Annotated in this window: 27 protein-coding genes and 2 pseudogenes; 18 read left to right on the forward strand and 11 right to left on the reverse strand. The window is 67.7% G+C overall.

The window, feature by feature from the left end:
* Window positions 1-169 precede the first annotated feature (169 nt).
* The 6 genes from EV645_RS31910 (at window position 170) to EV645_RS31935 (ending at window position 4,185) form a co-directional block, all read left to right on the forward strand.
* Window positions 170-727: a hypothetical protein gene (locus EV645_RS31910; protein ID WP_130447753.1), complete on the forward strand. Its 558-nt coding sequence runs from the start codon at window positions 170-172 to the stop codon at window positions 725-727.
* Between the two features lie 5 nt (window positions 728-732).
* Window positions 733-1,611 carry a universal stress protein gene (locus tag EV645_RS31915; protein WP_198681986.1) on the forward strand — a complete coding sequence of 293 codons (879 nt, stop codon included), beginning with the start codon at window positions 733-735 and terminating at the stop codon, window positions 1,609-1,611.
* A gap of 10 nt (window positions 1,612-1,621) precedes the next feature.
* Window positions 1,622-2,536 carry a universal stress protein gene (locus tag EV645_RS31920; protein WP_130447755.1) on the forward strand — a complete coding sequence of 305 codons (915 nt, stop codon included), beginning with the start codon at window positions 1,622-1,624 and terminating at the stop codon, window positions 2,534-2,536.
* Window positions 2,537-2,551: 15 nt separating this feature from the next.
* Window positions 2,552-3,100: a flavodoxin family protein gene (locus EV645_RS31925; RefSeq protein ID WP_198681987.1), complete on the forward strand. Its 549-nt coding sequence runs from the start codon at window positions 2,552-2,554 to the stop codon at window positions 3,098-3,100.
* 13 nt (window positions 3,101-3,113) lie between these two features.
* Window positions 3,114-3,344, forward strand: coding sequence for an SHOCT domain-containing protein (locus EV645_RS31930; RefSeq protein WP_130447756.1), 231 nt, complete (start codon window positions 3,114-3,116; stop codon window positions 3,342-3,344).
* 130 nt (window positions 3,345-3,474) lie between these two features.
* Window positions 3,475-4,185 carry a transcriptional regulator gene (locus EV645_RS31935; protein WP_479684501.1) on the forward strand — a complete coding sequence of 237 codons (711 nt, stop codon included), beginning with the start codon at window positions 3,475-3,477 and terminating at the stop codon, window positions 4,183-4,185.
* A gap of 83 nt (window positions 4,186-4,268) precedes the next feature.
* On the opposite strand, the gene EV645_RS31940 is transcribed toward EV645_RS31935, so the two are convergent.
* Both EV645_RS31940 and EV645_RS42400 read right to left on the reverse strand, forming a co-directional pair.
* Window positions 4,269-4,817 carry a flavodoxin domain-containing protein gene (locus EV645_RS31940; RefSeq protein ID WP_130447757.1) on the reverse strand — a complete coding sequence of 183 codons (549 nt, stop codon included), beginning with the start codon at window positions 4,815-4,817 and terminating at the stop codon, window positions 4,269-4,271.
* Between the two features lie 70 nt (window positions 4,818-4,887).
* A complete protein-coding gene (locus tag EV645_RS42400; RefSeq protein WP_198681988.1) occupies window positions 4,888-5,691 on the reverse strand; it encodes a universal stress protein in 804 nt (267 codons plus the stop codon).
* 264 nt (window positions 5,692-5,955) lie between these two features.
* On the opposite strand from EV645_RS42400, the pseudogene EV645_RS43445 reads away from it, so the two are divergent.
* The 3 genes and pseudogenes from EV645_RS43445 to EV645_RS42410 form a co-directional block, all read left to right on the forward strand.
* Window positions 5,956-6,657 (forward strand): annotated as a pseudogene (locus EV645_RS43445) (N-acetyltransferase family protein); the annotation flags it as partial.
* A gap of 61 nt (window positions 6,658-6,718) precedes the next feature.
* Window positions 6,719-6,823 (forward strand): annotated as a pseudogene (locus EV645_RS43450) (hypothetical protein); the annotation flags it as partial.
* Window positions 6,824-6,877: 54 nt separating this feature from the next.
* Window positions 6,878-8,617, forward strand: coding sequence for an acetate--CoA ligase family protein (locus EV645_RS42410; RefSeq protein ID WP_422386655.1), 1,740 nt, complete (start codon window positions 6,878-6,880; stop codon window positions 8,615-8,617).
* Between the two features lie 4 nt (window positions 8,618-8,621).
* Here EV645_RS42410 and EV645_RS31955 read toward each other — a convergent pair whose 3' ends face one another.
* From EV645_RS31955 to EV645_RS31970, 4 genes are all read right to left on the reverse strand, one after another.
* Window positions 8,622-8,975, reverse strand: coding sequence for a hypothetical protein (locus EV645_RS31955; protein WP_130447758.1), 354 nt, complete (start codon window positions 8,973-8,975; stop codon window positions 8,622-8,624).
* Entirely contained in the window at window positions 8,972-9,943 is a 972-nt protein-coding gene (locus tag EV645_RS31960) for an Acg family FMN-binding oxidoreductase (RefSeq protein ID WP_130447759.1), read from the reverse strand. The genes EV645_RS31955 and EV645_RS31960 overlap by 4 nt, the downstream gene beginning before the upstream one ends.
* Before the next feature lie 97 nt (window positions 9,944-10,040).
* Window positions 10,041-11,792 (reverse strand): GAF domain-containing sensor histidine kinase, encoded by a 1,752-nt coding sequence (locus tag EV645_RS31965; protein ID WP_198681990.1) that lies wholly within the window; start codon window positions 11,790-11,792, stop codon window positions 10,041-10,043.
* A gap of 36 nt (window positions 11,793-11,828) precedes the next feature.
* Window positions 11,829-12,272 carry a pyridoxamine 5'-phosphate oxidase family protein gene (locus EV645_RS31970; protein ID WP_130447760.1) on the reverse strand — a complete coding sequence of 148 codons (444 nt, stop codon included), beginning with the start codon at window positions 12,270-12,272 and terminating at the stop codon, window positions 11,829-11,831.
* A 490-nt stretch (window positions 12,273-12,762) separates the two neighbouring features.
* Between EV645_RS31970 and EV645_RS31975 the strand changes: the two genes are divergently transcribed.
* The 3 genes from EV645_RS31975 to EV645_RS31985 all read left to right on the forward strand — a co-directional run bounded on the left by EV645_RS31975 (window position 12,763) and on the right by EV645_RS31985 (window position 15,432).
* A complete protein-coding gene (locus tag EV645_RS31975) occupies window positions 12,763-13,554 on the forward strand; it encodes an SDR family NAD(P)-dependent oxidoreductase (protein WP_130447761.1) in 792 nt (263 codons plus the stop codon).
* Window positions 13,555-13,615: 61 nt separating this feature from the next.
* Entirely contained in the window at window positions 13,616-14,323 is a 708-nt protein-coding gene (locus EV645_RS31980; protein WP_130447762.1) for a hypothetical protein, read from the forward strand.
* Window positions 14,324-14,400: 77 nt separating this feature from the next.
* A complete protein-coding gene (locus tag EV645_RS31985; RefSeq protein WP_130447763.1) occupies window positions 14,401-15,432 on the forward strand; it encodes a sigma-70 family RNA polymerase sigma factor in 1,032 nt (343 codons plus the stop codon).
* Here the strand turns inward: EV645_RS31985 and EV645_RS31990 are convergent.
* From EV645_RS31990 to EV645_RS32000, 3 genes are all read right to left on the reverse strand, one after another.
* Window positions 15,376-16,059 carry a hypothetical protein gene (locus tag EV645_RS31990; RefSeq protein ID WP_130447764.1) on the reverse strand — a complete coding sequence of 228 codons (684 nt, stop codon included), beginning with the start codon at window positions 16,057-16,059 and terminating at the stop codon, window positions 15,376-15,378. The genes EV645_RS31985 and EV645_RS31990 overlap by 57 nt on opposite strands.
* Before the next feature lie 126 nt (window positions 16,060-16,185).
* On the reverse strand, window positions 16,186-16,935 hold the full coding sequence (locus tag EV645_RS31995) for a GAF and ANTAR domain-containing protein (RefSeq protein WP_130447765.1): 750 nt from the start codon (window positions 16,933-16,935) through the stop codon (window positions 16,186-16,188).
* Window positions 16,936-17,069: 134 nt separating this feature from the next.
* The gene (locus EV645_RS32000; RefSeq protein ID WP_130447766.1) at window positions 17,070-17,513 is read right to left on the reverse strand and encodes an Hsp20/alpha crystallin family protein; all 444 of its coding nucleotides are present in this window, start codon (window positions 17,511-17,513) and stop codon (window positions 17,070-17,072) included.
* Between the two features lie 115 nt (window positions 17,514-17,628).
* On the opposite strand from EV645_RS32000, the gene EV645_RS32005 reads away from it, so the two are divergent.
* Window positions 17,629-18,273 (forward strand): hypothetical protein, encoded by a 645-nt coding sequence (locus EV645_RS32005; RefSeq protein WP_130447767.1) that lies wholly within the window; start codon window positions 17,629-17,631, stop codon window positions 18,271-18,273.
* Here the strand turns inward: EV645_RS32005 and EV645_RS32010 are convergent.
* Complete coding sequence (locus EV645_RS32010; RefSeq protein WP_130447768.1) at window positions 18,200-19,261, reverse strand: iron-containing redox enzyme family protein; 1,062 nt, start codon at window positions 19,259-19,261, stop codon at window positions 18,200-18,202. The genes EV645_RS32005 and EV645_RS32010 overlap by 74 nt on opposite strands.
* 45 nt (window positions 19,262-19,306) lie before the next feature.
* Between EV645_RS32010 and EV645_RS32015 the strand changes: the two genes are divergently transcribed.
* The gene (locus tag EV645_RS32015; RefSeq protein ID WP_130447769.1) at window positions 19,307-19,489 is read left to right on the forward strand and encodes a CDGSH iron-sulfur domain-containing protein; all 183 of its coding nucleotides are present in this window, start codon (window positions 19,307-19,309) and stop codon (window positions 19,487-19,489) included.
* 29 nt (window positions 19,490-19,518) lie between these two features.
* On the opposite strand, the gene EV645_RS32020 is transcribed toward EV645_RS32015, so the two are convergent.
* The gene (locus EV645_RS32020; protein ID WP_157997199.1) at window positions 19,519-21,969 is read right to left on the reverse strand and encodes a P-loop NTPase fold protein; all 2,451 of its coding nucleotides are present in this window, start codon (window positions 21,967-21,969) and stop codon (window positions 19,519-19,521) included.
* A 158-nt stretch (window positions 21,970-22,127) separates the two neighbouring features.
* Between EV645_RS32020 and EV645_RS32025 the strand changes: the two genes are divergently transcribed.
* From EV645_RS32025 to EV645_RS32040, 4 genes are read left to right on the forward strand one after another with little or no spacing between them, the layout of a single operon-like run.
* Window positions 22,128-22,574 (forward strand): HAD family hydrolase, encoded by a 447-nt coding sequence (locus EV645_RS32025; protein ID WP_130447771.1) that lies wholly within the window; start codon window positions 22,128-22,130, stop codon window positions 22,572-22,574.
* Window positions 22,575-22,597: 23 nt separating this feature from the next.
* Entirely contained in the window at window positions 22,598-23,293 is a 696-nt protein-coding gene (locus tag EV645_RS32030; RefSeq protein ID WP_157997200.1) for a PQQ-binding-like beta-propeller repeat protein, read from the forward strand.
* Window positions 23,294-23,326: 33 nt separating this feature from the next.
* Complete coding sequence (locus EV645_RS32035) at window positions 23,327-25,789, forward strand: WD40/YVTN/BNR-like repeat-containing protein (RefSeq protein WP_130447773.1); 2,463 nt, start codon at window positions 23,327-23,329, stop codon at window positions 25,787-25,789.
* Window positions 25,790-25,821: 32 nt separating this feature from the next.
* Window positions 25,822-26,067, forward strand: coding sequence for an ABC transporter permease (locus EV645_RS32040; protein ID WP_130447774.1), 246 nt, complete (start codon window positions 25,822-25,824; stop codon window positions 26,065-26,067).
* Window positions 26,068-26,095 lie beyond the last annotated feature (28 nt).

The raw sequence follows: 26,095 nt of genomic DNA on the forward strand, positions 1-26,095 counted from the left end.
CGGGACAGTCATGGCATCCAGCCTCGCCCCGGCGGCACGCCGCGGACAGCGGCATACGTCCCGGGACAGAGGGGTCGTTCGGCTCCCGGGAAAGAGGTGACAAGGGCTCTGACCGTTGGCGACGTGAGATCGCAGGATCGAGGTGTCGGAATAGTGAAAGGACGACACCATGACCACCACGCACCGGCAGCACCTGCCGGCTCCTGCACTGCGGCCCGATGGCGATCGGCACCCGATCATCACCACGGCGGCCGGGCGAGCGCTCGGCGTCCTGCGGATCGCGTTCGGCCTCAGCTTCTTGTGGGCCTTCGTCGACAAGGTGTTCGGCCTCGGTTACGCGACCCCGTCCGGCAAGGGCTGGATCGATGGCGGCGACCCGACGGCCGGCTTCCTGGGCAAGGGCACGAGCGGCCCGATGGCCGACTTCTACCACTCGCTGGTCGGTGACTGGTGGGTTACCCCGCTGTTCATGATTGGTCTGGCCGGTATCGGGCTGGCGCTGACGCTCGGCATCGGGATGCGGATCGCTGCCGTCGCCGGGACCCTGCTGTATCTGCTGATGTGGTCGGCGAACCTGCCGCCGGAGACCAACCCGGTGCTGGACGACCACATCCTCGGCGCCATCACCGTCGTCGTCCTCGCACTGGTTGCTGCTGGCAACGTGTGGGGTATGGGCAGATGGTGGAGCAGCCTGGACTTCGTCCGCAAGTACCCGTGGCTGCGGTGACCGACATGACCGACATGACCGTCAAGCCGGTCATTCACGTGGGAATCGACGGTTCCTGGCGTGATACGGGTGCCCTGGAGTGGGCTCTGCAAGAGTCCTTACTTCGGCAAGAGCCACTCCAGGCCGTACATGTGATCGACGAACGCCTCCGGCGGACCGCCGGTTGGGAACCGGATCTCGTCGACGACGCGGCCATGGACCTCATCAACGAGGTCCAGAAGCACCTGGACGCGAGTCCGGGCGCGTTGGATCACGAGGCGGGCCTGATGATCGGGCCGCCGGCCCGGATCCTGTCCGAGGCGGCTGCGAACAGCCGGATGCTGGTTGTGGGCCGCCGGGGGACGGGAGCGTTCAAACGGCTGCTGATCGGCTCCACCTCGGAGGTGGTCGCGGCGCGGGCGAGCGTCCCGGTCGTCATCGTGCCGGAGTACTGGAAGCCGTCCGACCACGCCGGGCCGGTGCTGGTCGCCCTCGATGACGGGGACGACAACGCCGCCGTGATGGAGTTCGCGACCGCCGCGGCCTGCGAGCGGAAGCTTCCGATCCGGATCCTGCACGTCTGGGATCTGCCGGCCGTCTTCAGCTGGGACGCGGTGAACTCGGCCGGCATCAGCTCCGAGTGGGCCGAGCATGCCCGGCGGCACTTCGAGAACGTCGCCGCTGATTGGCACCAGAAGTACCCGGACCTGACCATCCAGGTCGACGTCCGGCGCGGCCACCCTGTCGACGGCGTCGTCACCGCGGCCGAAGAGTCCGACGCCCAGCTCCTGGCCATCGGCACCCACCACCACACCCAGCTGGCGTCCATGCTCCTCGGCTCTGTGACGCGAGGAGTTCTGCACCACACGGGGTGCCCGCTGGCCGTCGTACCTACGCAATCCTGAGGTGAGAAAGATGAGTGACTGGAACCGGACCGGCCCTGTCGTGGTCGAGGTCGACGGAAGCGCGGAGAACATTCGCGTGGTGGATTACGCGTCCGCGGAGGCCTTGCGGACGGGTGCGGAGCTGGTGCTGGTCGCGCCGTACTCCGCGCACGGGTCGTACTCGCCGATGATGCCGGGCTACGCACCGAAGCCGCCCGCCGAGGCGGCGGACGCTGCGCTGCGGGTGGCGGTGGCGCACGTGCGGCACCGCGACGGGTACGCGACCGAACTGGTCGCGCTCGCCGAGGAGGGCTCCCGGCTCCGGGTCCTCGCAACTGCCGCACGGAAGGCCCGGATGCTGGTGGTGGGGCGCTCTCGAAGCCGCGGTCCACAGCGGCTGGTCCACACCCAGGCCAACATCACGCTGGCAGCGCGGGCCGGCTGCCCGGTGGTCGTCGTACCGCTGTCCTGGAAGCCGTCGCTGGTCGACCGGAAGGTTGCCGTCGGCATCGATGGTACGGCGTTGTCGACCGAGGCGCTCGAGTTCGCGTTCGGGATCGCGGCGGGGCGGGAGGGCGACCTGATCGTCGTCCACGCCGGGCTGCCGGCCGAGCGTGCCTTCGTGGACGAGGATCCGGACGGTTCGTGGATCAGCCGCGCCGACTGCATCTTGTCGGAGACCTTGGCACCGTGGACGAGCCGCTTCCCGAACGTGAAGGTGACGCGGTTCCTGAGCAGCCGGCCGCCGGCTGCGGCACTGGTGCACGAGAGCGGCGACGTCGGACTGATCGTCGTCGGCGCGCACGGCGGCCCGTTACCGGTCGACCCGGTCGCACGGCGCTCGACGGCCGCGATGACCTGCCCGGTCGCGATCGTCCCGCACCACCTGACCGATGCCGAGGGCAACCGCTTGGACGACGGCCGCCTGGCCGTCCGAACGCACTGATCGGAGGTAGCAATCATGTCCGAGACTGTTCGTGCGCTCATCGTCTACGAGACGATGTTCGGCAACACCGAGCGGATCGCGAGGGCGATCCGTGACGGGTTGCGTCAGTACCTTCCGGCCGAGACGGTGCCGGTGAACCGGGCGCCGAGCGTCGTACCCGGCGACGTCGGTTTGCTGATCGTTGGCGGCCCGACGCATGCGTTCTCGATGAGCCGGCCGTCGACGCGGCAGGAGGCGTGGAAGCAGGGCGACGTGGTGTTCCCGATCGAGGTCGGCATCCGTGAGTGGCTGGCCGTGCTCGAGCCGCCCACAGGACGTCAGTCGGACCTGCTCCGGGTAGCCACCTTCGACACCCGGATCGCCAAGGTACGGCGCTTGCCGGGCTCGGCGGCCCGGTCCGCGGCGAGACTGTTGCGCCGAATGGGCCTCCGGCCGCTCAGCACGTCGGAGAGCTTCTTCGTGAACGAGACCACCGGCCCGATCAGCGACGTCGAGATCGAACGCGCCCAGAGCTGGGGCGACGAACTCGGCCGCCTACTGACCCGCACCGCAAAGGTTGCCTGACGGGAATGAACTGATGATGCACTCAGCCACTGGCGCGGTGCTCTGGGCCGTCACCGTGATCGCACTGTGGGGCGGCGCGGCCTGGGCGGCGGTTCACCTACTCCGCCGTCCACACCGCCGGCCCCGCCCCGCTCTCCCCTCACCCCTCGACATCCTCGAACGCCGCTACGCGGCCGGCGACATGACCCGCGAGGACTTCGACGAGGCCCGAGCCCGTCTCCGCGAACACGAACTGGACATCTGACCCTGGAGTGCGAGAAGTTCCGGTCCGCTCGCTTTGCCGGCCGACGCTCGCGGCGGGCGGAAGCGGTCCCGGCAAAGGTCCCGGGCCGGCCGGGACCGTGGCCCCTGGCGGGTAGCGTGGGAGTCGCGGGATGCTGAAGCGGGCGCCGGTTCGGGCGGGGTACGGCGTGAAGCCGAAGGAGATGGTGATGACGATCAAGGTGTTCCTGCTCGACGACCACGAGGTGGTGCGGCTCGGGCTGCACCAGCTGCTCGACGCGGAGCCGGACATCGAGGTCGTCGGTGACGCATCGACCGCGGCGGAGGCGATCGCGCGGATCCCCGCTGTACGCCCCGACGTCGCCGTCCTGGATGTCCGGCTGCCCGACGGCGACGGGATCACCGTCTGCCGTGAGGTCCGCTCGCAGATGGACGAGCCGCCGGCCTGCCTGATGCTGACGTCGTTCTCGGACGACGAGGCGCTGTTCACGGCGATCATGGCGGGCGCTGCCGGGTACCTGCTGAAGCAGATCCACGGTCAGGCGCTGGTCGACGCGGTACGCCGCCTCGCTGCCGGCGAATCGCTGTTGGATCCGAGCATGACCGTGAAGGTCCTGGACCGGCTTCGGCACCCGACCGAGACCGAGGATCCGCGCTATGCCTTGTTGACCGAGCAGGAGCGCCGCATCCTCGCGGAGATCGCCGAGGGCAAGACCAACCGTCAGATCGCGCAGTCCCTGTTCCTGGCCGAGAAGACCGTCAAGAACTACGTCTCCTCGCTTCTCCGCAAGCTCAACCTCGAACGCCGCACCGAAGCCGCCGTCTTCGCGATCGAACACACCAAGAAGCAACCCCGCAGCTGATGCCGCGCCCAGGAAGGTACAGGTCGTAACCCGCCATTTCCGGGCCGGCCCGGTCGATCTGCAGCTCGACAGGACGTAGGTGTTCAGCCGAGGTAGTAGCCGGCCGTGCGGGTGGGGCGGTGCCAGGTGCTGCGTCGGCTGGCTTCGATGGCGGCGCTGATGTCGGCGGCCCAGGCTTTGATCTTGTCCCAGTCGCGGCAGTCGCCAGCCAGGTTGCCGGTTGCGAGGCGACGGGCGAGGAAGCCGGTGGCGGTGGCGGGGTCGAGGCTGCCGGCGAAGGTGACCGCGGGCGTCGCTCCGACCTCGCGGGCGAGGTGGGCGACGGCCGCCGGCATCGCCTCATCCTGATCCTTGTCGGGGCCGACAGGACCGCTGTGGAACAGCCAGACCTGGCGCGTGCGGAGCGCGTCGACGTTGTGGCGAAGGAAGCGGACGGCTTCCTTCCGCCATCGGCGCATGTAGAGCGCGCTGCCGAGTACGACGGCGTCGTACGGCTCGATGTCCTTGACCTGCGCGACGTCGAGAACGTCGACGGTATGTCCGTGCGCCCGCAGTTCGTCGCCGATCGCGTCGGCGATGCCAACGGTCGCGCCCATCTTGCTCGCGTAAGCGACCAATACCTTGCTGGACATCAGAGCCTCCTTCGGGGTCAACTCCAGGACACCAGGCGGCCCCGCCCGGCGGCAGTGCCGAACGACCCGGCTACAGAGGACCTTCGATCGCCGCACGGGGGATGATGGTGACCGGACACACTGACTGGTGCAGCATCGTCTGGCTCACCGATCCGAGCAGCAGGCCGGCGAAACCGCCGCGTCCCCGCGAACCGACGACGAGCAGTTGCGCATCGGCGGACCACTCCAGCAGCAACTCCGACGGATGGCCTGTCACCTCGATCAGCTCGGCCTGACGGGCGTACGGGCGGACCGCGGCAAGCAGGTCGCGATCGTCGTCGTCCTCGTCGTCGAGCACCGTGACGATCCGGGCCGGCAACTGATGCCTGCGGGCGTACTCGAGGCCGAAGTCGACCGCGGCACCGGCGGTCGGCGAACCGTCGTACCCGATCACCACCAGGTTCCCGGCAAGCGCGTCCTCGGTCGGTCGTACGACGACCACCGGGCAGTGAGCGTGTGCCGACAACTCGATACCCGCCGAACTGACCACCAGGCCGAGGAGACGCCCGGTGACGCGACTGCCGATCACGATGAGGTCGGCGGTCTTCGACTCCGCGAGCAGTACGGCCGACGGGAAGCCACCGACGCGGGTGCCTGCGACCGGCAGCTCCGGCGCGAACTTCCGGGCCAGCTCGACCGCGTCCGCGACGATCTGATCGGCCTGGGCGCGCAGCCCTGGTGCTACGTCGCTCCCGCCGAGTGGCACGCGGAACTCGGTCCAGATGAACGCGTGCACCAAGTGCAGCGCCACTCCGCGAGCAGCCGCCTCGGATGCGCCCCAACGGATAGCGTTCTCGCAGTCGGGGCGACCATCGATGCCTACGACAACCGTCATGCGGGCCTCCTTCGCCAGTTGCGGATCTCGGGCAGGTCCTCGCCGCGGTCGAGGTCGTTGCGCAAGACCATCTCGAACCGCGTTCCCAGCGTCGTGGTCGGCGGTGGTCTCGTTCTAGAGGCGAAGGTCCCGGTGGGCGGGGACCCTACGGCACTGGCCCGGGGGGACCTGTCGCAGTGGGCTGGTGGGGTGTGGGAGGGAGCTGGGATGACGGCGATCGCGCGGCCGGGTACACCACCTGGGACGGGCTGGGACGTGCTGGCGATGGATGGGTCGGTGGTTCGGATCCGGCCGATCCGCGTGGATGACGAATCGGCGCTGGCGGCCATGAACGCGCGGGTGTCGGACGAGTCGATCTACCTGCGGTTCTTCGGCGTCAGTCGGACCATGGCCGATGACTACACCCATCACCTTGCGGCCGAGTCGGGCGGACACGTGGCACTGGTGGCCGAGTACGGCGACCACGTCGTCGGTGTCGCGAGCTACGAAGCGCTCCGCACCGGTGAGGCGGAGATGGCCTTCCTGCTGCAAGACTCCGTGCACGGCCGCGGGATCGGGACCCTCTTGCTGGAGCAACTCGCGGCGACGGCCCGGGAGAACGGCATCGAACGGTTGCGCGCCGACACTTTGGGCGAGAACGCCAAGATGCTGCGCGTACTGGTCGGCTCCGGATTCGAGCAGGTTCGCACAATGGACAGCGGCGTGGTGGAACTGGTGCTCGACACCGCGTACCACCCCGCAACCCTCGAGCGGATCGCCGATCGGGAGCGGGCGGCAGAGAACCGCTCGCTGCATCGCCTCTTCTCCCCGCAGACGGTGGCCGTGATCGGTGCCGGCCGCAAACCCGGTGGCATCGGGCACGAGCTCCTGCTCAACATCGTCAAGGGCGGCTTCACCGGTTCCGTGTACGCCGTGAACCCGCGAGCCGACCAGATCGCGGACGTGCCGTCGTACCCGTCGATCTCGGCGGTTCCACGCATAGTCGACCTTGGCGGTCATCGCGGTTCCCGCAGAACAGGTGCTCGGCGTGCTGACGGAATGCGGCGAGAGCGGCGTCGGGGGCGCGGTCGTACTGACGGCCGGATTCTCCGAACTCGGGTCGGCTGGTCGCGAGCTGCAACGGGAGATGCTGGCGGTCGCTCGCCGACACAGCATCCGGCTGATCGGCCCGAACTGCCTCGGCCTGGTGAACACGGCCCCGGAGGTGAGCCTGAACGCGACGTTCGCGGAGGTGTCGCCCACGCCGGGGGCGCTCGCCATCGCCGCGCAGTCGGGCGCGGTGGGCATCGCGGTGCTGGAGCACGCCGGACGGACCGGACTGGGCATCTCCGAGTTCGTCTCGCTCGGCAACAAGGTCGATGTCAGCGGCAACGACGTACTGCTGCATTGGTGGGGTGACCAACGGACGGCGGTGATCGGGCTCTACCTGGAGTCGTTCGGGAACCCGCGCAAGTTCGGCGGTCTGGCCCGGATGATCGGCCGGACGAAGCCGGTCCTGGTCGTGAAGGGCGGCCGCTCGGTCGGCGGCCGCCGGGCCGGCGTCTCGCACACCGCGGCCGCCGCGACACCGGAGACAGCCGTCGATGCGTTGTTCGCGCAGTCCGGCGTACTGCGGATGGACACGGTCGAGGAACTGGTGGAGACGGCGCGCGTGCTCGCCGTACCGCCGCTGCCGCAGGGTCGCAGGGTCGCGGTCGTCGGGAACGCCGGGGGAGCGGGCATCCTGGCCGCGGACGCGGCAAGCCGGCTCGGTCTGGAGTTGCCCGAACTGAGTGCGGCGGTCCAGCAGCAACTTGCAGCGCTCGGTGCAGTGGGTCCGGCGAACCCTGTCGACCTCGGCGCGGCGGCATCGCCGGCGAGTCTCGAACAGGCCTTGCGGATGATCGTGGCGAGCGGCGAGGTCGACAGCTTGGTGGTGAACTACGCCGTGACGCGGGCCGGGAACGTCGCGGACATCTATGCCGCGATCGCCGCTGCCGGGGATCAGGCCGATCTCCCGATCGTTGTGAACTGCGTCGGATCGGCGCACGCCGGTCCGGAGGTCGCGTTGGCCGACGGGCGCAGGATTCCGGTCTTCCCGTTCCCCGAGAGCGCGGTCCGTGCATTGGCCCATGCCGTCCGCTACGCCGAGTGGCGAGCCCGGCCGCAGGGCGTCGTACCGGAGCTGGCGCGGGTCGACTCGGCGGGGGCACGCGTCGTCGTAGAACGATTCCTGCGACGCACGCCCAACGGCGGCTGGCTGGATCCAGAGGAGGCGAGTCAGCTCCTGAACTGTGCCGGCGTGCCGATGATGCTGGTCCTGACCGCTGAGTCACGCTCGAAGGCGATCGCCGCGGCGGAGACTGTCGGCTACCCGGTCGCGTTGAAGACAGCCGCACCCGGCGTGGTGCACAAGACAGACATCGGCGGTGTCCGGGTCGGCCTGGCAAGTGCCGTGCAGCTGGGACAGGCGTACGACGAGATCGCCGCCGCGGCCGGAAGCCCGCAGGTGCTGGTCCAGGCGATGGCTCCGGCCGGAACCGAACTCGTCATCGGTGTCGTCCGGGATCGGCTCTTCGGGCCGTTGCTGATGGCCGGCAGCGGGGGAGTACTGACCGACGTACTGGCCGACCGTCAGTGGCGTGGGCTACCGCTGACTGATCTGGATGCGCTCGACATGCTCCACTCGCTGCGGTGTGCTCCCGTGCTGGCCGGATACCGCGGCGCGCAGGCCGCTGATCAGGACGCTGTGCTTGACGTCATGCAGCGGATCGCCTGGCTGGCGAACGCAGTACCCGAGCTCGCCGAGCTGGACATCAACCCGCTGGTGGCCGCCCCCGCTGGTGCGTTCGCGGTCGACGTACGGATCCGACTGACTCCGGCAACTCCGGAGCCGGACTGGTACGCCCGCCACCTACGCGGCGACCAGCCACTCGCCCAAGGTTGATGACTCAGACGTCTTCGAGGGCTCGTTCGAAGCGGACTGCTACCCGGCTGAGGGCACGCAGAGCGCCCAGTGTTTCGGCGACCTCCCGGTAGGAGTTCGGCGGATGGACGGTCCGGTAGAGGTCGTCACGCAGGTCTTGGAGGTGGTCGAGGAGATGCTCGATCTCGTCGACGAGGATCCCGTCATGCGGTTCCTGAGCGACGAGGGCCGGGATGATGCGGCCGCGGAAGGCAGTGAGTGTGTGCAGAGCCTCCGTCAGCCGCTGCTCTTCGAGGAACCAGTCGTCGGACTGGCTGGTGCTGGCGATGTTCTCGAGGTCGGCCTCCCAACGGTCGATCTCCTGGCGCAATGTGGTCATGACTGCTCCTCGGGCAGGAAGTCTGCGACCGGCCGGCGAGCGGTGCCGCTGTGGTGCCGGGTGCGGCCGAATCGGATGATCATGTGAGCGTGCCCCGGGCGCTCGGTCAGGCGCTGGACCTTGGTGCGCAGGTCCTTGTACTCGAGGGGCTGGTTGAGGAACGATGCGCTCACGCCGGCCCGGGTCGCGGTCAGCAGCACACGCTCGAGGGCGGCTCCGGCGACGACCTGATCGCCCGGTTCGTCGAAGTCGGTGGACAGTACTGCGAGCTCCGGGCTCTCCTCGAACCGTCCTTCGTCGCGGAGTCGATCGGTCGGGCGGGTGCCCATGTCCCGGACGGCCGAGGGATAACTGGTCGATCGCGGTCCGAGGGCCGAGCTGGGGATGCCGTCGGCGCTGCGCTCGCCGCCGACCCAGCGGCCACGTTCGGCGCGCCGGTGCCAGTCGTGGATCTCGCGCAGGTCTGTGTCGAGTACCAGGTCGAGGAGCGTGTGGACCTCGGTCTCGCCGAGCCAGGTGAGCTCGGCGCCTTCGGCGTACGCGGCGTGCACCAACGCCACGCGCACGTCGTCGGCCAGTGGGGTGGTCTCGGACGGGTGGCGGTCGGTGTGGCGGTATGGAATCTGTGCTGCGAGGTCGAGCAGTTCCTCGTTGCGCGCCCCCGTGGGCTCGAGGACGACGCGGGCGAGCAGATCGGGTTCCTCCGGGTACGGCGCCAGCCCGAACCAGGTGCCGTACCCGAGGCTCTCGGCCGCGCACCGGAGATTGAAGGTGGCGGCACCGGCGGCGATCCGCATCGCCCGGCCGGTCGGGTCCTCAGCTGGAAGTGTGCGGGATCCGTCCAGGTGGACGTCGATCGCGTGGCCCTCGATCTCGAACCGCCACGGCTGGGTGTTGTGCATACTCGGCGCGGCAACCGCCGCCGCGAGCAGGACGTCGACATCGTTGGCCGGAAGCTTCTCGGACACGGGGTGCTCCTCCCATTGGTTCTCCTTCTTCAGGTTCGCCGGAGGGAGGTGGGTGGCGCTGCGGGCAAGAGTCCCGACCTGGGAGGCCGTTCGGCCGTCAGTTGCCGGCGAGCGGTGCGCGGAGTTCGACGATCGTCCCGTGCGGCTCGTTGTCCGTGACCCGGACGGCGCCGCCGAGTGCCTGAGCGCGCTCGGTCAGGTTGCGCAGACCGCTGTTGCGGTGCTGCTCGCCGATCCCGACGCCGTTGTCGGTGATGCGCGCGACGACTTGTTCACTGTCGGCGCTGACCTCGACTGTCACCTCGGAAGCCTGGGCGTGGCGGACGACGTTCGACAGCGACTCGCGAACGGTGGCGAGGATCTGCGGTCGTACGACGGCGGGCACCAGGGTGTCGATCGGACCGGTGCAGATCAACTGGGGCCGGTAGCCGAGTGGCTCGGCGTACTCGGTGACGAGTTTCTGGACGTCACCGCGGAGTGAACTGGAGTCGGGCGGCTGCTGGAGCTCGAAGATCGCCGCACGGAGATCGTGGATGGTGCTGTCGATGTCCTCGACCGCCTGGCCGAGTCGTTGCTGGTGCTCGGCCTGGACCAGTCGCTGCATCCCCTGGAGTTGGAGTCCGGTCGCGAACAGGCGCTGGATGACAAGGTCGTGCAGATCCCGGGCGATCCGGTCGCGGTCCTCGAGTACGACGAGCAGGTCGCGGTCCCGCTGCGCCTGTGCACGTTCCATCGCGAGGGTGGCCTGGCCGGCGAACATCCGGATCAGATCGGCGCCTTCGGCGACCCTGGTGTTGGCGCCTTGTTCCATCACCACGGCGAGGAATCCGCGGGTCGCGGTTGTCCCGGCGGGCAGCGGCGCGATCGTCGCTCGGGCGAGATTCGCGCTTTCGGGGAACTGGGTCAGTCCGCCGGCCTCCTTGACGAGCTGCGCCAGGTCCTCGACGACGATCTGGTCGCCGCTGCCCGAGCTGACGAGGCGAAGCAGCGGTAGGTCGGCCGGGAGTCGCCGGCCGGCGTACTGAGTGAACTCCGGTCGCCCGTCGACGGCTCGGACGACCAACTCGTCGCCCTCGGCAAGCACTACGGCTGCGACCTGTGCGCCCGCGACCTCCCGGGAACGCTGCACGATCAGGTGGAGCGCTTCGTCGGCGTCGAACTCGCCGAGCATCAGTTGGGTGATCTCTGCCGTCACCTCGTGCCAACGCCGGCGTTGCTCGGAATCGGCGTACAGCCTGGCGTTGTCGATCACGACGCCGGCCGCGGTGGCGAGGGCGGTGACCGTGCGCTCGTCGTCCTCGGTGAAGTCGGCGTCGCCGGTCTTCTCGGTCAGGTACAGGTTGCCGTAGGCGTGCTCGCGGGTCCGGATCGGTACGCCGAGGAAGCTCTTCATCGGCGGGTGGTTGCTCGGGAAGCCGTAGGACCGCGGGTGCTCGGCGAGGTCGTGCAGACGGATCGGTTCGGGGTGCTCGATCAGGAGACCGAGGATGCCGTGGCCTTCCGGGTACGGGCCGATCGCGGCGATCTCCTCGTCGGTCACGCCGCGGGTGATGAAGCGGACCAGCCGTTTCCCGTCCGGGCCGACGACGCCGAGAGCGCCGTACCGCGCGCCGGCGAGTTCGCAGGCCGCCGTCACGATGCGGTCAAGGGTGCTGTTGAGGTCGAGATCCGCGCCGATGCCGACAACCGCGTCGAGGAGCGCGCGCAGTCGCTCCTGGTACTCCATGATCTCGTCGACGCGACCGAGCAGTTCCTGCAGGAGCGCATCCAGACGCACCCGGGAAAGGCCGGCGTACTCCAGCGCACCTTCGTCCCAGCTTCCCCGCCCGGACCGCGAGTCTTCGGCCACGCGACCACAGTACGCATAGTCACCGCCGAAAATGAACTAACGAGAGCGGGGACTCGGGCCCCACGGAACCAGCCCGCGACCGTGGAGGGACTCGATGCCCAGGCGGACGAGTTGCGGGTCGTCGATCGGTAGCCACGAATGCAACGGCAGCCTGTGGCGCAGTTCGGCGCTCTCTTCGGTCGTGACGACCGACAGGTGGCCGATGGCCGTGACAGTCCAGCCCGTGTGGCGCTCGAGATCCACGGCGTCGGCCTCGAACGCGACGACATCACCTCGCTCGGCCGCGCGGAACTTGTCACCCTGCCCCGTGCTCAGCACGATCGTGTCGTCGTCCAGCACGAAGTTGACCAGCCGGATCGCCGGCAGCCCGGCATACGTGTAGACCAGCCGCCCGAGCGGAACCGAACCGAGCAGGCTGAGGCACTCCGCCGGCCCGAGAATCTGCAACCGGGAATGGTCGAACTGTTGACTCGTGCTCATCGGACATCCTTCAGGACATCGTGGTCAGGGTGGCCACCTCCACGACGATCGCCGAGCGACGGGGAAGGACACCAGGGCCGAAAGTCCCGGATTGCGTTCTCCATGCCCGGGGCGTAAGCGGGTGGGGGCCTGCGGTCGATCACCTAGAGGTCACGTTCGGAGTGCACGATCAAGTCCGGCGGCGCGACTCGCATGCCGGCTGAGTTCGTCGCCGGCCTCAAGGCTGGCCCGTACTTGTGGTTCCACCCAGCCATCCTCGGAACCGGCGAGGGCCGCAGCGATGAGTTTCGCGGTGGGCTCGCCTCTGTACAGGCATGAGCTCATCGCACCAGTCACAGACCACGGTGGTCAGCGGAGCGGGGCGCGGCTTCCGCGTTTCGCCGCCGTACGGCCGCAGGTGACGCCTGTCACCGAGCTCGGTGGCGCCGGGGCCGAGCTCACCGGCCACGGACTTTGTGCGTTGGCGTGAACAAACAGGAAAGAGAAGGTTATGTTGCTGGAGAACAAGAACATCGTCGTTTACGGCGCCGGCGGCGCGGTCGGCGGTGCGGTGGCGCGCGGTTTCGCCCATGAAGGTGCCCGGGTGTTTCTGACCGGGCGCGATCCCGGCGTCATCGACTCGGTCGCCAAGGAGATTGTCGCTGCGGGCGGCAAAGCTGAGACGGCGGTCGTGGACGCCGGCGACGAGCAGGCGGTGGTTGAGCACCTGGACCAGGTCGTCGCCGACGCGGGCAGCGTCGACGTCTCGTTCAACGCGATCGGAATCTCACCGCGGGGACTGCAGGGAATCCCACTCGCCGAACTGCCGGTCGAGGATTTCCTGCGCCCGATCACGACCTATTCCCAAGCTCATTTCGTGACCGCGAAATCCGCCGCACGGCACATGATCGCCCGCGGTTCGGGGGTCATCATGATGCACACACCCGAACCGGCCCGCATGCCTCTTCCGCTCGTGGGCGGCATGAGCGTCGGATGGGCGGCGCTCGAGGGTCTCAACCGTGCGCTGTCGGCCGAATGGGCGCAGTACGGCGTGCGCTCGATCTGCTTGCGCACCACGGGCATGGTGGAGACACCGGTCATCGATGTCGTGTACGGGCTGCACGCCGACGCGCTCGGCATCACCAAGGAGCAGTTCACCGCAGCCGCGGGCGCGATGTCCCATCGCAGGCGCCCGACCACGCTGGCCGAGCTCGCGGACGCGGCAGTGTTCCTCGCCTCCGACCGGGCATCGGCGATGACCGGCACCGTCGCCAACCTGACCGGCGGAATCATCGTCGACTGACCTGACCGCCCCGGCCACCGCTCGGGTGGCCGGGGCATCCCTGGATAGAGGAGCAAGAGCAATGAACGATCTACTCGCGAGCGCGGTTGCCGCACACGGCGGCGTGGACCGGTGGAGGCGGATCCATACGATCACTGTCGACGCCGCCATATCTGGAGCCTTCTGGCAGATCAAGGGACAAAGCGATGCGCTGACGAAGGTCCGCTTCGAGGTCGACACCAGGCGGGAGCGGCTGACCATGGACTTCGTCGGCCAGGACAGACGGTCGGTCTTCGAGCCCGACCGGGTCGTCCTGGAACGACCGATCGGTACGGCGGTCGAGGCACGCGACGACCCGGAACGGTCGTTCGACGGCCACCAGTTCGAGACGCCGTGGGACGACCTGCATCTCGCGTACTTCACCGGGGAAGGACTGTGGACGTATCTGAACACGCCGTTCCTGTTCACCTGGCCGGGGTTCGTCTGTGAGGAGATCTCCGCGATCGAGGTCAACGGTGAAACCTGGCGGCGGCTGCAGGTGATCTTCCCCGATCACATCAAGAGCCACACCCGCACGCAGGTGTTCTGCTTCGGCCCGGACGGTTTGCTGCGCCGTCACGACTTCACAATCGACATCGTCGGCCAGACGGTCGAGTCGCAGCTTCACGCGGCCGACTACCGCGAGGTGGACGGCATCGTCATCCCCGCCACGCGACGGGCCTACGCCCCGATGGGCGACGACCAGATCACCTTCGTCGCCATCGACATGGCTGACATCGCCATCCACTGAGCGGACATCACGATGAACAACACCGACCGGGCGAGCCGCATATCGAGCCACCACAGAATCGGTGGATCATGCACGTCATGACTGAAGCCAAGGCCGGAGACGAGGATTTCGGAAGGCTGAGCGAACCGTTCCGGCGTGAGCTGCTTGCCTACTGCTACCGCATGCTCGGCTCGGTCGACGAGGCCGAAGAGGTGGTGCAAGACGTCTACCTCGACGCCTGGCGAGCCTACGACGCGTTCGAGGGACGGTCATCGCTGCGTACCTGGCTGTACCGCATCGCGACCCGCGCTTGTTTCAAGGCGCTGGAGAAAGGTAGACGCAGGCCTCTGCCCGCGGATCTCGGCGCACCCCAGACAAACTTGGATGCGGCGCTTGGCCCACAAGCTCGGGAGGTGCCGTGGCTCCAGCCGATACCTGACTTCCTGTTCACCGCTGCACCGGCCGATCCGGCGACGGTCGTGGTGGAACGACAGACAGTGCGGCTCGCGCTGGTCGGAGCGCTCCAGCAGTTGCCGCCGCGACAGCGAGCCGTGCTGATTCTCCGCGACGTGCTGCAGTGGCGTACCGCGGAAGTGGCCCAGCTGCTGGAGATGACCACAGCCGCCGTCAACAGCGCGCTCCAGCGCGCCCGAGCCCAGGTTCCGCTCAGCCAGGACGACCTGACCGAGCCTGCTGAGCCGCGACAGCGGGCCTTGCTCGACCGCTATGTGACTGCCTTCGAAACCGCGGATGTCAATCAACTCGTCGCGGTCCTGGCCGAGGACGCCAGATGGGAGATGCCGCCGATCGTGACCTGGTTCGAAGGGCGCGACACGATCCTCGCCTTCCTGGCCAAACAGATGCGAGCGATCGGACCGGCGGTGCTGGTCCCGACCTCCGCCAACGGACAACCTGCCTTCGCGGTGTACGCCGGCGGCAGCGACGGCGCGCTCCGGCCGCACGCGCTGCACGTACTGACACTCACAACCGAAGGAGTCTGCCGGGTCGTCGCGTTCCACGGCCCGGGCCTGTTTCCGCTGTTTCGGCTCTGTCACTGCCAAGGACCACTGGCTTCAAGGCTTGTTTCGCCAGAGGGTTCTGGCGAGGTAGAGGCAGGCGGCGAGGGTTAGTGCGCCGTGGAGGATGCGGAGGCCGGGGGTGGCGAAGAACTGGGGGATGAACAGGGTGAAGGCTGCGGCCAGGGGGATGCCCGACCAGCGGGCGAGGAGGGCGGAGCGCCAGATGGCTGTGGCGGCGAGGATCGTGCCTGCCGCGAGGAGTAGGAGGCCGACGGCGAAGAGGGTGACGGCGGCGGGGTTGAAGCGGAAGTCGTTGATCATGTCGAGAGCGCCGGCGTCATGGCTGTCCAGGGCGTGTTGCGCTATGACGTGGGCTCCGAAGACTTCTACGCCGTAGTACGTGAGGGTCAGGCCGGTGCCTAGCCAGGTTGCGACCAGCGCCCGGGCCGCGAGTTTGCCGGCTGGTGTCGGCCGGAGTACGCCGTACAGGGCCTGGACGCCGAAGGCCAGCAGGATGAAGCCGGCGATCGCGGACAGGTGGGCGGCGATCCAGGAGGCAGAGGCCATGCCGCGAGCGCCGGCGAGGGTCGTTTCGTCGCCGTACGGGCGAATGGCCGGGTAGAGCAGGAACGCGATGCCGGCCGCGGCGATCGCGATCGCGCCGGCGCGCCTTGTGACGGGCTCGGCGTTGGCCTGTACGGCGAGACCGTCTGCGGGGGCCAGGGGAGTGCTTTGCATGGGTGGACCAATCCGTGAGCAGGAGACGCATTAGAGAGCAGTGCTCTCAGGGCTAAGCATGAGTAGAAGCGGCGCACTATGTCAAGAGCGCTGCTCTCTATTAGTGGCGCCCCCGCGATGCGGGCGTCAGCCGGGGAGTGAGCGGGTGTTGATGAGTTCTTGGGCGACGTCCCGGAGTTTGACGTTGGTGTCCTGGGAGTAGCGCTTGAGGACGGTGAAGGCTCGGTCGGCGTCGAGCTGGAATCGTTCCATCAGGATTCCCATGGCTTGGCCGACGACTTTGCGGGCGTCGGCGGCTGCCGTGAGGTTCTGCAGATTCCGCGCATTCGCGACGGCGACCGAAGCGTGCCGCGCAAGGATCTGGGCGATCGCTTCGTCATCCGCGCCGAAACCGTCGGGGATACGGCTGTAGAGGCCGAGTACGCCGACCGTGGACGACTCAGGGCCGAGCAGCAACGGCACATCCAGCACGCTGCGTACGCCGAGTTGGCGGACTCTGGCGGCCCACTTCGGCCACCGTGAATCGGTGGTCGTGTCGCAGACGGAGATGGTGACTTGGTCTCGCATCGTGGCAACCAACGGCCCGTCACCTGTGTCGAGTTGAATCTGGTAGATCTCGGCGACAACGGAGTCGGTGACCGCGGGAATCTCGGGCCGGCCACGGGTGGACAGAGCCACACCGGCATAGCTGCAGTCCAATGCTTGGAGCGCGAACTGCACGACTGAGTCGATGGTCTCCTCGAGTCCTTCGGCGTCGTGCATCTCGACTGCGAGCCGGGCGAAGACCTCGGCATGCGTCACGTCGACCGGGCCCAGTGCGGGCAGCTCCGGCGGTCCGCCGGCGGCCATGTCTCCGGTGCGATCCATCTGCGCCATTTCGTTCTCCTGCTGTGAGGGCGTCCACCCGGCATTGGTCTCTGCTGCCCGGGTGGGCCGCTGGTCGTGCGGCCACACCCGTCAGCTCGCGAACCGAGATCGATGCCGCCCGTCGGGCATCGGTCTCGCATGGTTCAGGCGTTGATCTCGCGCTGTGAATCAGTGCCCGTGATGGCGATCTTGCGCGGTTTGGCCTTCTCGGCGATCGGGATCCGCAGCGTGAGGACGCCTGCGTCGTACGTCGCTTCGATCCGCTCGGTGTCGAGGGTCTCGCCCAGGAACAGCTGCCGCGAGAAGATCCCGAAGGACCGTTCGGCGACCTGCATCTCGACGTCGTCGGAGACGCGTGGTGGGCGGCGCTCCGCCTTCACGGTCAGCACGTTGCGTTCGACGTCGAGCTCGATCGCGTCCGGCGTGACGCCGGGAAGATCGAAGGCGACGACGTACTGGTCACCGGACCTGTACGCGTCCAGTGGCATGGAGCTCGGCCTCGACCAGGTGCCCTGCTGGGCGGAGCCGTTGAGGAGCTGGTGGGTCAGTTGGTCCAGCTCGCGGAAGGGGTCCGTGCGCATCAACATCGTCGTACACCTCCTGATGTCAGCTCTAGTGGTGTCAACACGCGCCACTGTTGTAGCATGTCATCGAATCGATGACAAGCCGAGGTGTCATCCAGTAGATGACGGATGGTGTGAAGTGGCCTGGAGTCAACAGCGGCAGGCTCTGATCGACGGCATCAAGCTTCTCGAGACGGCCGATCGTCTCGACGACGCGGACGCGGCAGAGCTGGTGGCGGCGCTGGAAGCGCTCGCCCGGCTGCGCGGCAGCCTCGACCAGTGGGAGCCGATGCTCATCGACGTGGCGCGGGCGAGCGGCCTGACGTGGGCGCAGCTCGCGCCGGCGCTCGGGGTTGCCAGTCGGCAGGCTGCTGAGCGACGGTATCTACGGCTCAAGCCGCAGGCCGTCGAGCACGCCGGTACGACCCGCGAACACCGCGTCGACGCGGCGCGCAATCAGCGTTCCGCCGAGCGTGCTGTTGCCGACTGGGCTCGCGTCAACGCGGCCAGACTTCGTCAGCTCGCCGGCCAGATCACAGCACTTTCCGCCGACGCCGCCAGGTCCGTCTCCGGCGACGCGCGCACTGCGATCGACCGCGTGCGCGAGGTCCTCGGCAGTGACGACGCCGCGCGGCTGGTCGAGCCACTGTCCGATGCGGCCCGGTCGCTTCGGACCACCCACCCGGACCTGGCCGACCAGATCACCATCCTCACCCAGACCACCGACGAGATCCGCGATGCAGACCTCGCCCGCCGGACGACGCCGGGAGGTAACGAGGAATGAGCAGTCCCGCCCCGACTGACTCCACGGGGTGGGAGCTGTTGTTCCACTTGGTGAGCAGGTGATCGGCGAAGAGGCCGTCGATCGCGAGTGAACAGCGGGCACCGAACAGCACGTCGCCGATCGCGTCGGGGTGTTGTCGCACGTAGCTTCCGCACAGGTCGTGGGCGGCGATCTGTTCATGTACGGCGTCGGCCTCGACGTGCTCGGTGAAGTAGCGGGCTTCGTCTTCGGAGGCGCCTAGCCGGATGGCGCCCGCGGCGTACTGGCGATTTGGCAGGGTGGAGGTCATCTCGAGCGCGGCCAGGTGGCCGATGAGCGCGCCGGTCCAGCGGCTGTGCATCGCGAACAGCGACATCACGTTCGACATCGCCAGCGTGACGGCCGGTACAACGCCGACGTACTCGCCGTAGGTGTCGTCGAGGCCGAGCCAGCGCATCGTCGTACGGAACAGCTCGGAGTGCATGCGTTCCGCGCGGCCGCCGCCGTACTCGTCGGCCTCGATCTCGACCAGTGCCGCCTTGGCCGCGCCGTCGAGCCGAGCGATGCCGAAGCTGTGCGGGTCGGCCTCCTTCAGTTGGTACACGGACCGGTTGAGGACGAAGTCGCGGAACTGCTCCCTGGTGGCATGCCTGCGCAGGTACGGCGCCAACCGCGGCCCGTCAGCGGCATCCGTCAACGCCCGCAACTGCGTCGCTACCGGTTCTGCCGTCGTCGTGACCCGGCAGTTCGTCTCCAGCCAGTCGGTCCACGGCCGCTCCAGCCTCGTACGGAAGGCGATGACGTCGGGATCCCATTGGAAATCAGGGCTTACATCGTCGAAGCCGCGGTACTGCAGTTCATAGGCGACCCATAGGGCGAGTTGTAGATCGTCGTCGGCGTACGGGCGATCAAGTGGGTCGATCTCTGGAGTGAGAGGTGTGTTGTCGCGACGCGTCAGCCGGTTGGTCAACCAGGTGCTGAGCCGCCCCCGCGGGGAAGGTAGTTGCATGCATCCCGGTACCCGGCCGGATTCCCCTGTGGGTACAGGCATTTCATGAACGAGATTCGCGCCTACCCGGACGGTCCGCTGCTGGTCCGCGGCGACTTCCAGCTCGTGGACGAGAACGGCGATCCGATCCCGGCGTCCCGGCGTACGGTCGCGTTGTGCCGCTGCGGGCGCACCGGCATCCCGCCGTTCTGCGACGGCACCCACACCCTGCCGATCAAACGACGCTGAACACCCGGTCGGGCTTGTCGGGTGGAGAATCAGACCACACCGGCGCACGCACGGATCACGGTGCTGTTCAGGTTGGTCCAGCGGGGATCACGCAGCAGTTCTGTGACCGCTTCGTCGCGGAGCAGCTGGTCGACTTCGACCGCCAAGGGGTCCTTGTTGTCCTTCCAGTCGTCGATCGTCGACGGGTGCGCGCGCAGGTGGTCGGCGAGTTGCGGCCACCTGATCTCGATCACGGTCCACAGCGCCAGTTGCTCGGTCGGCACGAACGCCTCCTCGAGTGTCCGCAGTGACCGCAGGACCCCGTAGGTGTTGACGAACAGTTTCATGCTGCGCGGATTCGGATCGAGCAACGGGACGAAGGGGGCCAGGTCGTGCGTGGTCGCGTTCTCGATCGCGCGCTCCGAGAACCGCACGGCCGCCCGCCCGAGAACTTCGATGCGTCGGCCGGGGTCGGTGATGCCCTGCGCGATCCGGCCGGCCGAGATCAACCCCTGCTCGCTGTTGGCGCCGTCGACCGCGGCTTGCGCACTGGCGATGAGCTTCAGCTGTTCGGCGGTCGTGTCCGCCTCGATCGCGCCGCGCGTCAGCAGGGTCGTGAAGTACTTCTCGCGCGCGGCAGGCGTCACGACGGGCAGCAGGACGTGGAGCTGGAAGACCTTCTCGAGGAACAGGTACCCGAGTGGACGACCTGGTTCGGTGGTCGCCTGGAACGCAGCGAACTGCTGTTCGTAGCTCGAGCGGATCCACCGACCGTCGGCCGCCACGAAGCCGTACGGCCCCGGCTTCCTGCGTTTCGAACGCTGTCCGTGCGAGCGATCCTCGAGGAACGCCGGCGCCTCCTTCACGAGGGTTTGTACGACCTCGAGGAACTCCACGACGTACTTGGCGTCACAGCGATCCAGGTCGTCGATGAGGAAGACCACCGGACGAGGGGCCCGTGACAGCGTTCGGGCGAAGAGCCGACCCACCTGGCGCGTCGGGTTCTCGCTGTTCTCCGTCAGGCTCTCGGCAGATTTCTTCGACCCGGGCAGGAGGTAGCGAGTCGCTGCCACGATCCCGGCGAACACGACCGATGCCAGCGACGTCAGCTTCAGGGCGGAGTCCGCCAGCTTTCCTCCCGCGGTGAGGTCGATTCCCCTGAGGCCGGCCGCCATCACCCCGAGGAGCACCAGTACGGCGATGACGAACGGCACCCATCGGGCCCGGAACCGGTCGAAGAAGGTCCGGCCCCACACCCACAGGTGACGCCATCCGGTCGCGTCTTGCGCGATCTCCCGCTGCAGGGCGCTGAGCAGGGTCCACCATTGAACGCCGACCCGCTGCTCGCGCCAGGCGTTGATCGGGACCGGAAGGAATTCCCGTTTGGGCTTGCCCTGCTCGGGATTGTCATGCCTGAGCTTGTCCTGGAGGAAGTAGAACAGCGATGACTTCCCGGCGCCCCACGGCCCGTCGATATGCACCAGAAACGCTTCTCGCGGCTCCGGGTCGTCGTAAGCCAATCGTTTGACCCGCTCGGCCAGGGCCACCGCCAGGTCTTCACGGCCGAGCAGATCCTTCGTCGCAGGCGAGTCGGTCGACCAGTCCGTGCGATACGCCGCCAAGTGTCGCGGTTCCACCGGCGCCTCACGACGCATCCGGTCCCGAACGGCGTTCTGATCGAGGTCCTGCGCCACCGCAGGCTCCAGCTCGGCCAGTGCCAGTACGGTCAGATTGCCGTCGAGCACCTGGTGGCGAGTGTTTTGGACGACACCCGGGCCGTACGACTGCCGAACCGCGACCAGCCACTCGTCGACGGTACGTCGCTGTCCCTTGTCAGCATGAACTTCCACAGAGGCGAAGGAGCCATCGGCGTACTCCGGGTGATGGACTTGCAGGGCCTTCACGATCGCGCCGGCCGTCACCGGAGTCGTCGGGCCGAGGGAGTTGCGGACCGAACTCACACTGCGCGACAGCTCTTCGTCCCGGATGCCATCGGATCCTGCGGCCAACTCGCTCAACTCGCGGCGGGCACGCTCGACATCGACCTTGAGATCATGCAGGCGCATGCCGAGTCTGCCCACACCTGTATCCGTCAGCGCGGACTGCAGGAGAGCATCGGCAAGATCTACCTCGTTGACCTCGGACCCTTGCACCTTCAGGTGATGGCGAAGAGCATCCGCGAGCTCGGGCTCGAAGAGGATGCCTTGAACATCCATTTGCTTGCGGTCAACGATCGGGACGCTGATGATCTTCAGGACCCGACCGTACTCCGGTACGTCGAGACCCGCCCTCGACATCACCTCGGCCACGGCCCAGGACGTCTGGCAGATCGCCCACAACAGGATCGAGCGTGTCACTCCCAGCCGGCGCGTGGCACCTTGGCCTCTCCTGTCCAGCTGGACCGCCGCCGACAGGCGGAGAGCCTCCAGCTGCCAATGCGGCAAGCCGACTCCGAGCTTGTCGGCAAATGCACCCAGCGAAATCGACCCATTATCGGCCACAGTGCCTCCCCCCACCGAACAGCCCATTTCGACGCTAGCCATGGTGTGCACTTCCTGGCAATGGCGCCGCCCGACGTCGAGAAATGGTCAGATGGTCTTGCGGCCTGGCACTGCCGGTGGGACGCTCAATTTGTGGGCGCCGTCCGGGGGGAGAGGCGATGGACGACGGTATAGCGGTCTTTTTCGATCTTGGTGACACCTTGGCGAGCGGGGTCTTCGAGCAGGGGCATCTCGCGCGCCTGGATGTGTACCCATTTGTGCCGGAGATTCTGGCGCGGCTCCGGTCGGACGGAGCCAGGCTGGGATTGATCTCCAACACCGACGAAACTGCCGCCACCATGAACAAGCTGCTGGACACGTCGGGGTTGGCGAGTCTCGTCGACGCGGGATTGTGCTTGTTCAGCTCGGTCGAGGGGATGGACAAGTCGGAGCCTGCGTTCTTCGTTCTGGCGCGGGATAGGGCGGGCTTGCCGGCGGCTCGGTGCGTGTTCGTGGGGGAGGACAGCGATGAACGCCGTACTGCGGCTTCCGTCGGCTTTCGGGTGTCGCCTCATCCGCTGCATGCGTTGCACCTGGTCGAGGCCGGGTTGCGTTCCCATGGCTGATCGGAAGGAGCAGAATGTCGATCATGGCCCTTGATTCTCGGGCGTTTCCGGGCGGGATCACCGATGCCGCAGGCAACACCGGGTTCGTCAATCTGCCGGGCGACGAGATCGTGGCAATCGATCTGGCCACCGGTGACACGCGGTGGCGCGTCGCCGGAGCCGGTCGCCCGCTGCTGGCTACTGACTCCGCCTTACTCGTCGTACGGCGACAGCAACGCCGGCTCGAGCTGGCCCTGCTCGACGCCATGAACGGTGATGTCAGGAACGACATCGGCCCGCTGCCCGTACCTGACTGGGCCGCGGACGAATGGGATACCAGTGGTGGCTTCGTGGCTGTCGCGCAACCACAGGGGAGCCAGTCCCAGGTTGCCTGGCGGGCCGTGAAGCGGTATCACGGCGGCGCTGCGCCCACGGCGGAAGTCCTTTCCGGCGTGGGCGATGAGGCCGGCGGAACGGTCTTGGTCGACCTTGATACCGGCCAGATGCACGCATTGCAGGACGTCGATCCATCCACGCTCGGGGGCGCCGAACTCGGCGAGCGAGCGCAACGGACGACGTCAACGGGGGGCCGGGTCTACCAGCTCGACTCGAAGCCGTTCTCCGACGGTACGACCGTCGTCACCCTGACCGCGAGCCGGGAGGGTGACGAGGTTCCCCTATGGGAAACCGTCCTGGATCGACGTGGCACTCGCCGGCGGCCTCCGCCTTTGCGGCAGTGACACGGATCCGCGGAACTCGGAAAGGGTCGTGACGTGACGACCAGCAACGAAGGATTAGCCGACCGAGGCCTCACCATCGAGCAGGTACGCACTCTGCGACAGACCCGAGGCTTGTCCTCGGCGGGGATCCAGGCCATCCCCGAGTCGGCGTTGGCGCGTGCGCTGCGACGGCTGGAGTACCCGGACATGCCTCGCGCCCGGGAGCTGTTCCGAAGGAACCAAGCGCGTGACGAACGTGGGCTGTTCCCCACGCACGCCCTGCTGGGCGCTGCCCGCCAGCTCGACAGCATCCGCCTGCGACGCGCCGAGCGGGCCGCCGTGGCAGGAGTGCCGACGGGAACCACGGTCGCTCCACAGCGACTGGGCATGCATCCGGCGCCGACCGCCGGGCTGGCCCGTCCGAACTGGGTCTCGATCGGTCCCGGAAACATCGGCGGACGGACGCGGTCCCTGGTCTTCCATCCGCAGGAGCCCGACACGATCTGGGCAGCCAGCGCGGGCGGAGGTCTCTGGCGCACCGACGACGCCGGGCAGACTTGGCAACCGGTCGACGACCTGATGGCGAATCTGGCTGTCACCTCCGTCGCGATCGATCCCACCGACCCGGACGTGCTGTATGCGGGGACCGGCGAGGGCTTCTTCAACGTCGATGCGATCCGCGGAGCCGGGCTGTTCCGCACGGTCGACGGCGTGACCTGGAGCCAGCTCCCCGCCACCCTCGGCGCACCTTTCGCAACGGTCAACCGGATCGCCTTGAACGCGACCGGCGAAGTTCTCCTCGCCGCCGGCACCGGCGGATTGTCGCGGAGTGCCGATGCGGGTCGCACTGCCTGGACGAAGGTGCTGACCGCGCAGATCGCAGACGTCAAGTGCCACCCGACGGATCCGGACAAGGCTGTCGCCGGCTCGCTGCGAGGCGGGACGGCGTGGTTGACAGCTGACGGCGGCCAGACCTGGACGGAGGCTGAGCACGACACGCCGTGGGAGGGTCGCGTCGAACTGGCCTACGCCACCGCGGATCCCGAGGTCGTCTACGCGTCGGTCGACATCCGCAACGGAGAGATCTGGCGATCCACCGATGGCGGCGCCAGCTTCACCGCACGTACGTCGCTCAACGCCGACGGCGATCCCGCGTCGTACCTGGGCGACCAGGGCTGGTACGGAAACGTCATCTGGGCCGGGGATCCCGAGGACTCCGACCTGGTTGTCGTCGGCGGCGTCGACCTGTGGCGAAGCACCGATGGCGGCGACACTGTGAACGAGATGAGCACCTGGTGGAGCCGCGAGTCCGCCCACGCGGATCAGCACGCGATCGCATCCCACCCGAACTTCGACGGCCAGAGCAACAGTACGGTGCTGTTCGGCAACGACGGCGGGGTCTACCGGGCGCCGGACATCCGCACGGTAGGCGACGATCCGGACCTGCCGAAGGTCAACGGCTGGCAGAACCTGAACAACGATTACGGCGTGACCCAGTTCTATTCGGGCGCCGTCAACTCCGAGGGCACGATCATCGGCGGCGCCCAGGACAACGGCACCCTGGCCTTCCATCCCCCCAACGGCGCCGACAAGTGGATCGAGATCTTCGGCGGCGACGGCGGGTTCTGTGCAGCGGACCCCCAGGATCCGGACATCTTCTACGGCGAGTACGTCTTCCTGAACATCCACCGCAACCTCGACGGGGCAACCTCCGACGACACGACCGGCGATCGCTACATCAGTGGACAGTTCTGGGACGCGGTCAACGAGCGTTGGGACTTCAAGCCCGCCCCGTTCACCATCGCGGACGCCAAGACCCAGCGGGCAGCGTTCATCGCGCCGTTCACCCTGGATCCGAACGACTCCGACCGAATGCTCGCCGGCGGCGAGTCGCTCTGGCGGACGAACGACGTCAAGGCGCCGAACACCCCGACGTCGGGACCCAAGTGGACCCGGATCAAGCCGCCGTCGGCTTCGCCCGGTTCCCCGCGGCCGTTCAATGCGATCAGTGCGATCTCGATCGCGCCGGGCGACTCGGATCGGGTCTGGGTCGGCTACGAGGACGGCCAGGTCTGGCACAGCGATGACGGCACGGATCCGGCCCCGCTGTGGCAGCGTGTCGACGGCGTGGGCGCGGCGCCGCTCGTGACAGGGCGGTTCTGCACACAGATCGCACTGCCGGCCGGCCAACCGGACGTCGTACTGGCGACCTTCGGCGGCTATGTCGCCAACAATGTCTGGCGCAGCGACGACGGCGGGACGACTTGGCGGAGCATCGGGGCCGGTTTGCCCGGGGCACCGGTCCGGGCGATCACCGTGCATCCACGTCGGCAGGATTTCCTCTATCTAGGCACCGAGTTGGGCCTGTTCGCGAGTGACGACGGCGGGACTAGCTGGTCGGCCACCAACGAAGGCCCGACCAGTTGCTCGGTCGAAGACCTGATCTGGAGTGACGAAACCCTGATCTGCGTCACTCATGGCCGGGGAATGTTCACCATCGACCTCTCGGGCGTATAGCCGGCATTTCGATCTTTTGGAGGGAGTAAACGATGGCCGAATCACGGGTGACTGTTCGTCGGCGATTCTGGTTCGAGGCCGTACTAGCTGCTGTCACCGGCGTGCTGTTCGTCGTGACATTGTTCTGGCACGAGTGGCTGGAGGCATTCGGATTCGATCCGGATCATGGCGACGGCTCGGCCGAATGGCTGATCGTGGGCGTGTTACTGCTGATCTGCGTGGCGTCGAGCGCCGTCGCGCGCATTGAATGGCGCCGGACCGCAATCGACTCGGTCTAGGATGGCGCCGCCTGTCATTCTGAAGGTC

Source organism: Kribbella rubisoli, from assembly GCF_004217145.1.
Lineage (GTDB): Bacteria > Actinomycetota > Actinomycetes > Propionibacteriales > Kribbellaceae > Kribbella > Kribbella rubisoli.

Coding starts and splice junctions, on each gene's coding strand:
- EV645_RS32000 (WP_130447766.1), bottom strand. CDS start 17,513: ATGTTGATGCGCACGGACCCCTTCCGCGAGCTGGACCAACTGACCCAC.
- EV645_RS32025 (WP_130447771.1), top strand. CDS start 22,128: ATGGACGACGGTATAGCGGTCTTTTTCGATCTTGGTGACACCTTGGCG.
- EV645_RS32010 (WP_130447768.1), bottom strand. CDS start 19,261: ATGCAACTACCTTCCCCGCGGGGGCGGCTCAGCACCTGGTTGACCAAC.
- EV645_RS31990 (WP_130447764.1), bottom strand. CDS start 16,059: ATGCAAAGCACTCCCCTGGCCCCCGCAGACGGTCTCGCCGTACAGGCC.
- EV645_RS32030 (WP_157997200.1), top strand. CDS start 22,598: ATGGCCCTTGATTCTCGGGCGTTTCCGGGCGGGATCACCGATGCCGCA.
- EV645_RS31915 (WP_198681986.1), top strand. CDS start 733: ATGACCGACATGACCGTCAAGCCGGTCATTCACGTGGGAATCGACGGT.
- EV645_RS31970 (WP_130447760.1), bottom strand. CDS start 12,272: ATGAGCACGAGTCAACAGTTCGACCATTCCCGGTTGCAGATTCTCGGG.
- EV645_RS31940 (WP_130447757.1), bottom strand. CDS start 4,817: ATGTCCAGCAAGGTATTGGTCGCTTACGCGAGCAAGATGGGCGCGACC.
- EV645_RS31925 (WP_198681987.1), top strand. CDS start 2,552: ATGTCCGAGACTGTTCGTGCGCTCATCGTCTACGAGACGATGTTCGGC.
- EV645_RS32040 (WP_130447774.1), top strand. CDS start 25,822: ATGGCCGAATCACGGGTGACTGTTCGTCGGCGATTCTGGTTCGAGGCC.
- EV645_RS31975 (WP_130447761.1), top strand. CDS start 12,763: ATGTTGCTGGAGAACAAGAACATCGTCGTTTACGGCGCCGGCGGCGCG.
- EV645_RS31995 (WP_130447765.1), bottom strand. CDS start 16,935: ATGGCGCAGATGGATCGCACCGGAGACATGGCCGCCGGCGGACCGCCG.
- EV645_RS31980 (WP_130447762.1), top strand. CDS start 13,616: ATGAACGATCTACTCGCGAGCGCGGTTGCCGCACACGGCGGCGTGGAC.
- EV645_RS31930 (WP_130447756.1), top strand. CDS start 3,114: ATGATGCACTCAGCCACTGGCGCGGTGCTCTGGGCCGTCACCGTGATC.
- EV645_RS32015 (WP_130447769.1), top strand. CDS start 19,307: ATGAACGAGATTCGCGCCTACCCGGACGGTCCGCTGCTGGTCCGCGGC.
- EV645_RS31910 (WP_130447753.1), top strand. CDS start 170: ATGACCACCACGCACCGGCAGCACCTGCCGGCTCCTGCACTGCGGCCC.
- EV645_RS31955 (WP_130447758.1), bottom strand. CDS start 8,975: ATGACCACATTGCGCCAGGAGATCGACCGTTGGGAGGCCGACCTCGAG.
- EV645_RS31985 (WP_130447763.1), top strand. CDS start 14,401: ATGACTGAAGCCAAGGCCGGAGACGAGGATTTCGGAAGGCTGAGCGAA.
- EV645_RS42400 (WP_198681988.1), bottom strand. CDS start 5,691: ATGACGGTTGTCGTAGGCATCGATGGTCGCCCCGACTGCGAGAACGCT.
- EV645_RS31935 (WP_479684501.1), top strand. CDS start 3,475: ATGCTGAAGCGGGCGCCGGTTCGGGCGGGGTACGGCGTGAAGCCGAAG.
- EV645_RS31920 (WP_130447755.1), top strand. CDS start 1,622: ATGAGTGACTGGAACCGGACCGGCCCTGTCGTGGTCGAGGTCGACGGA.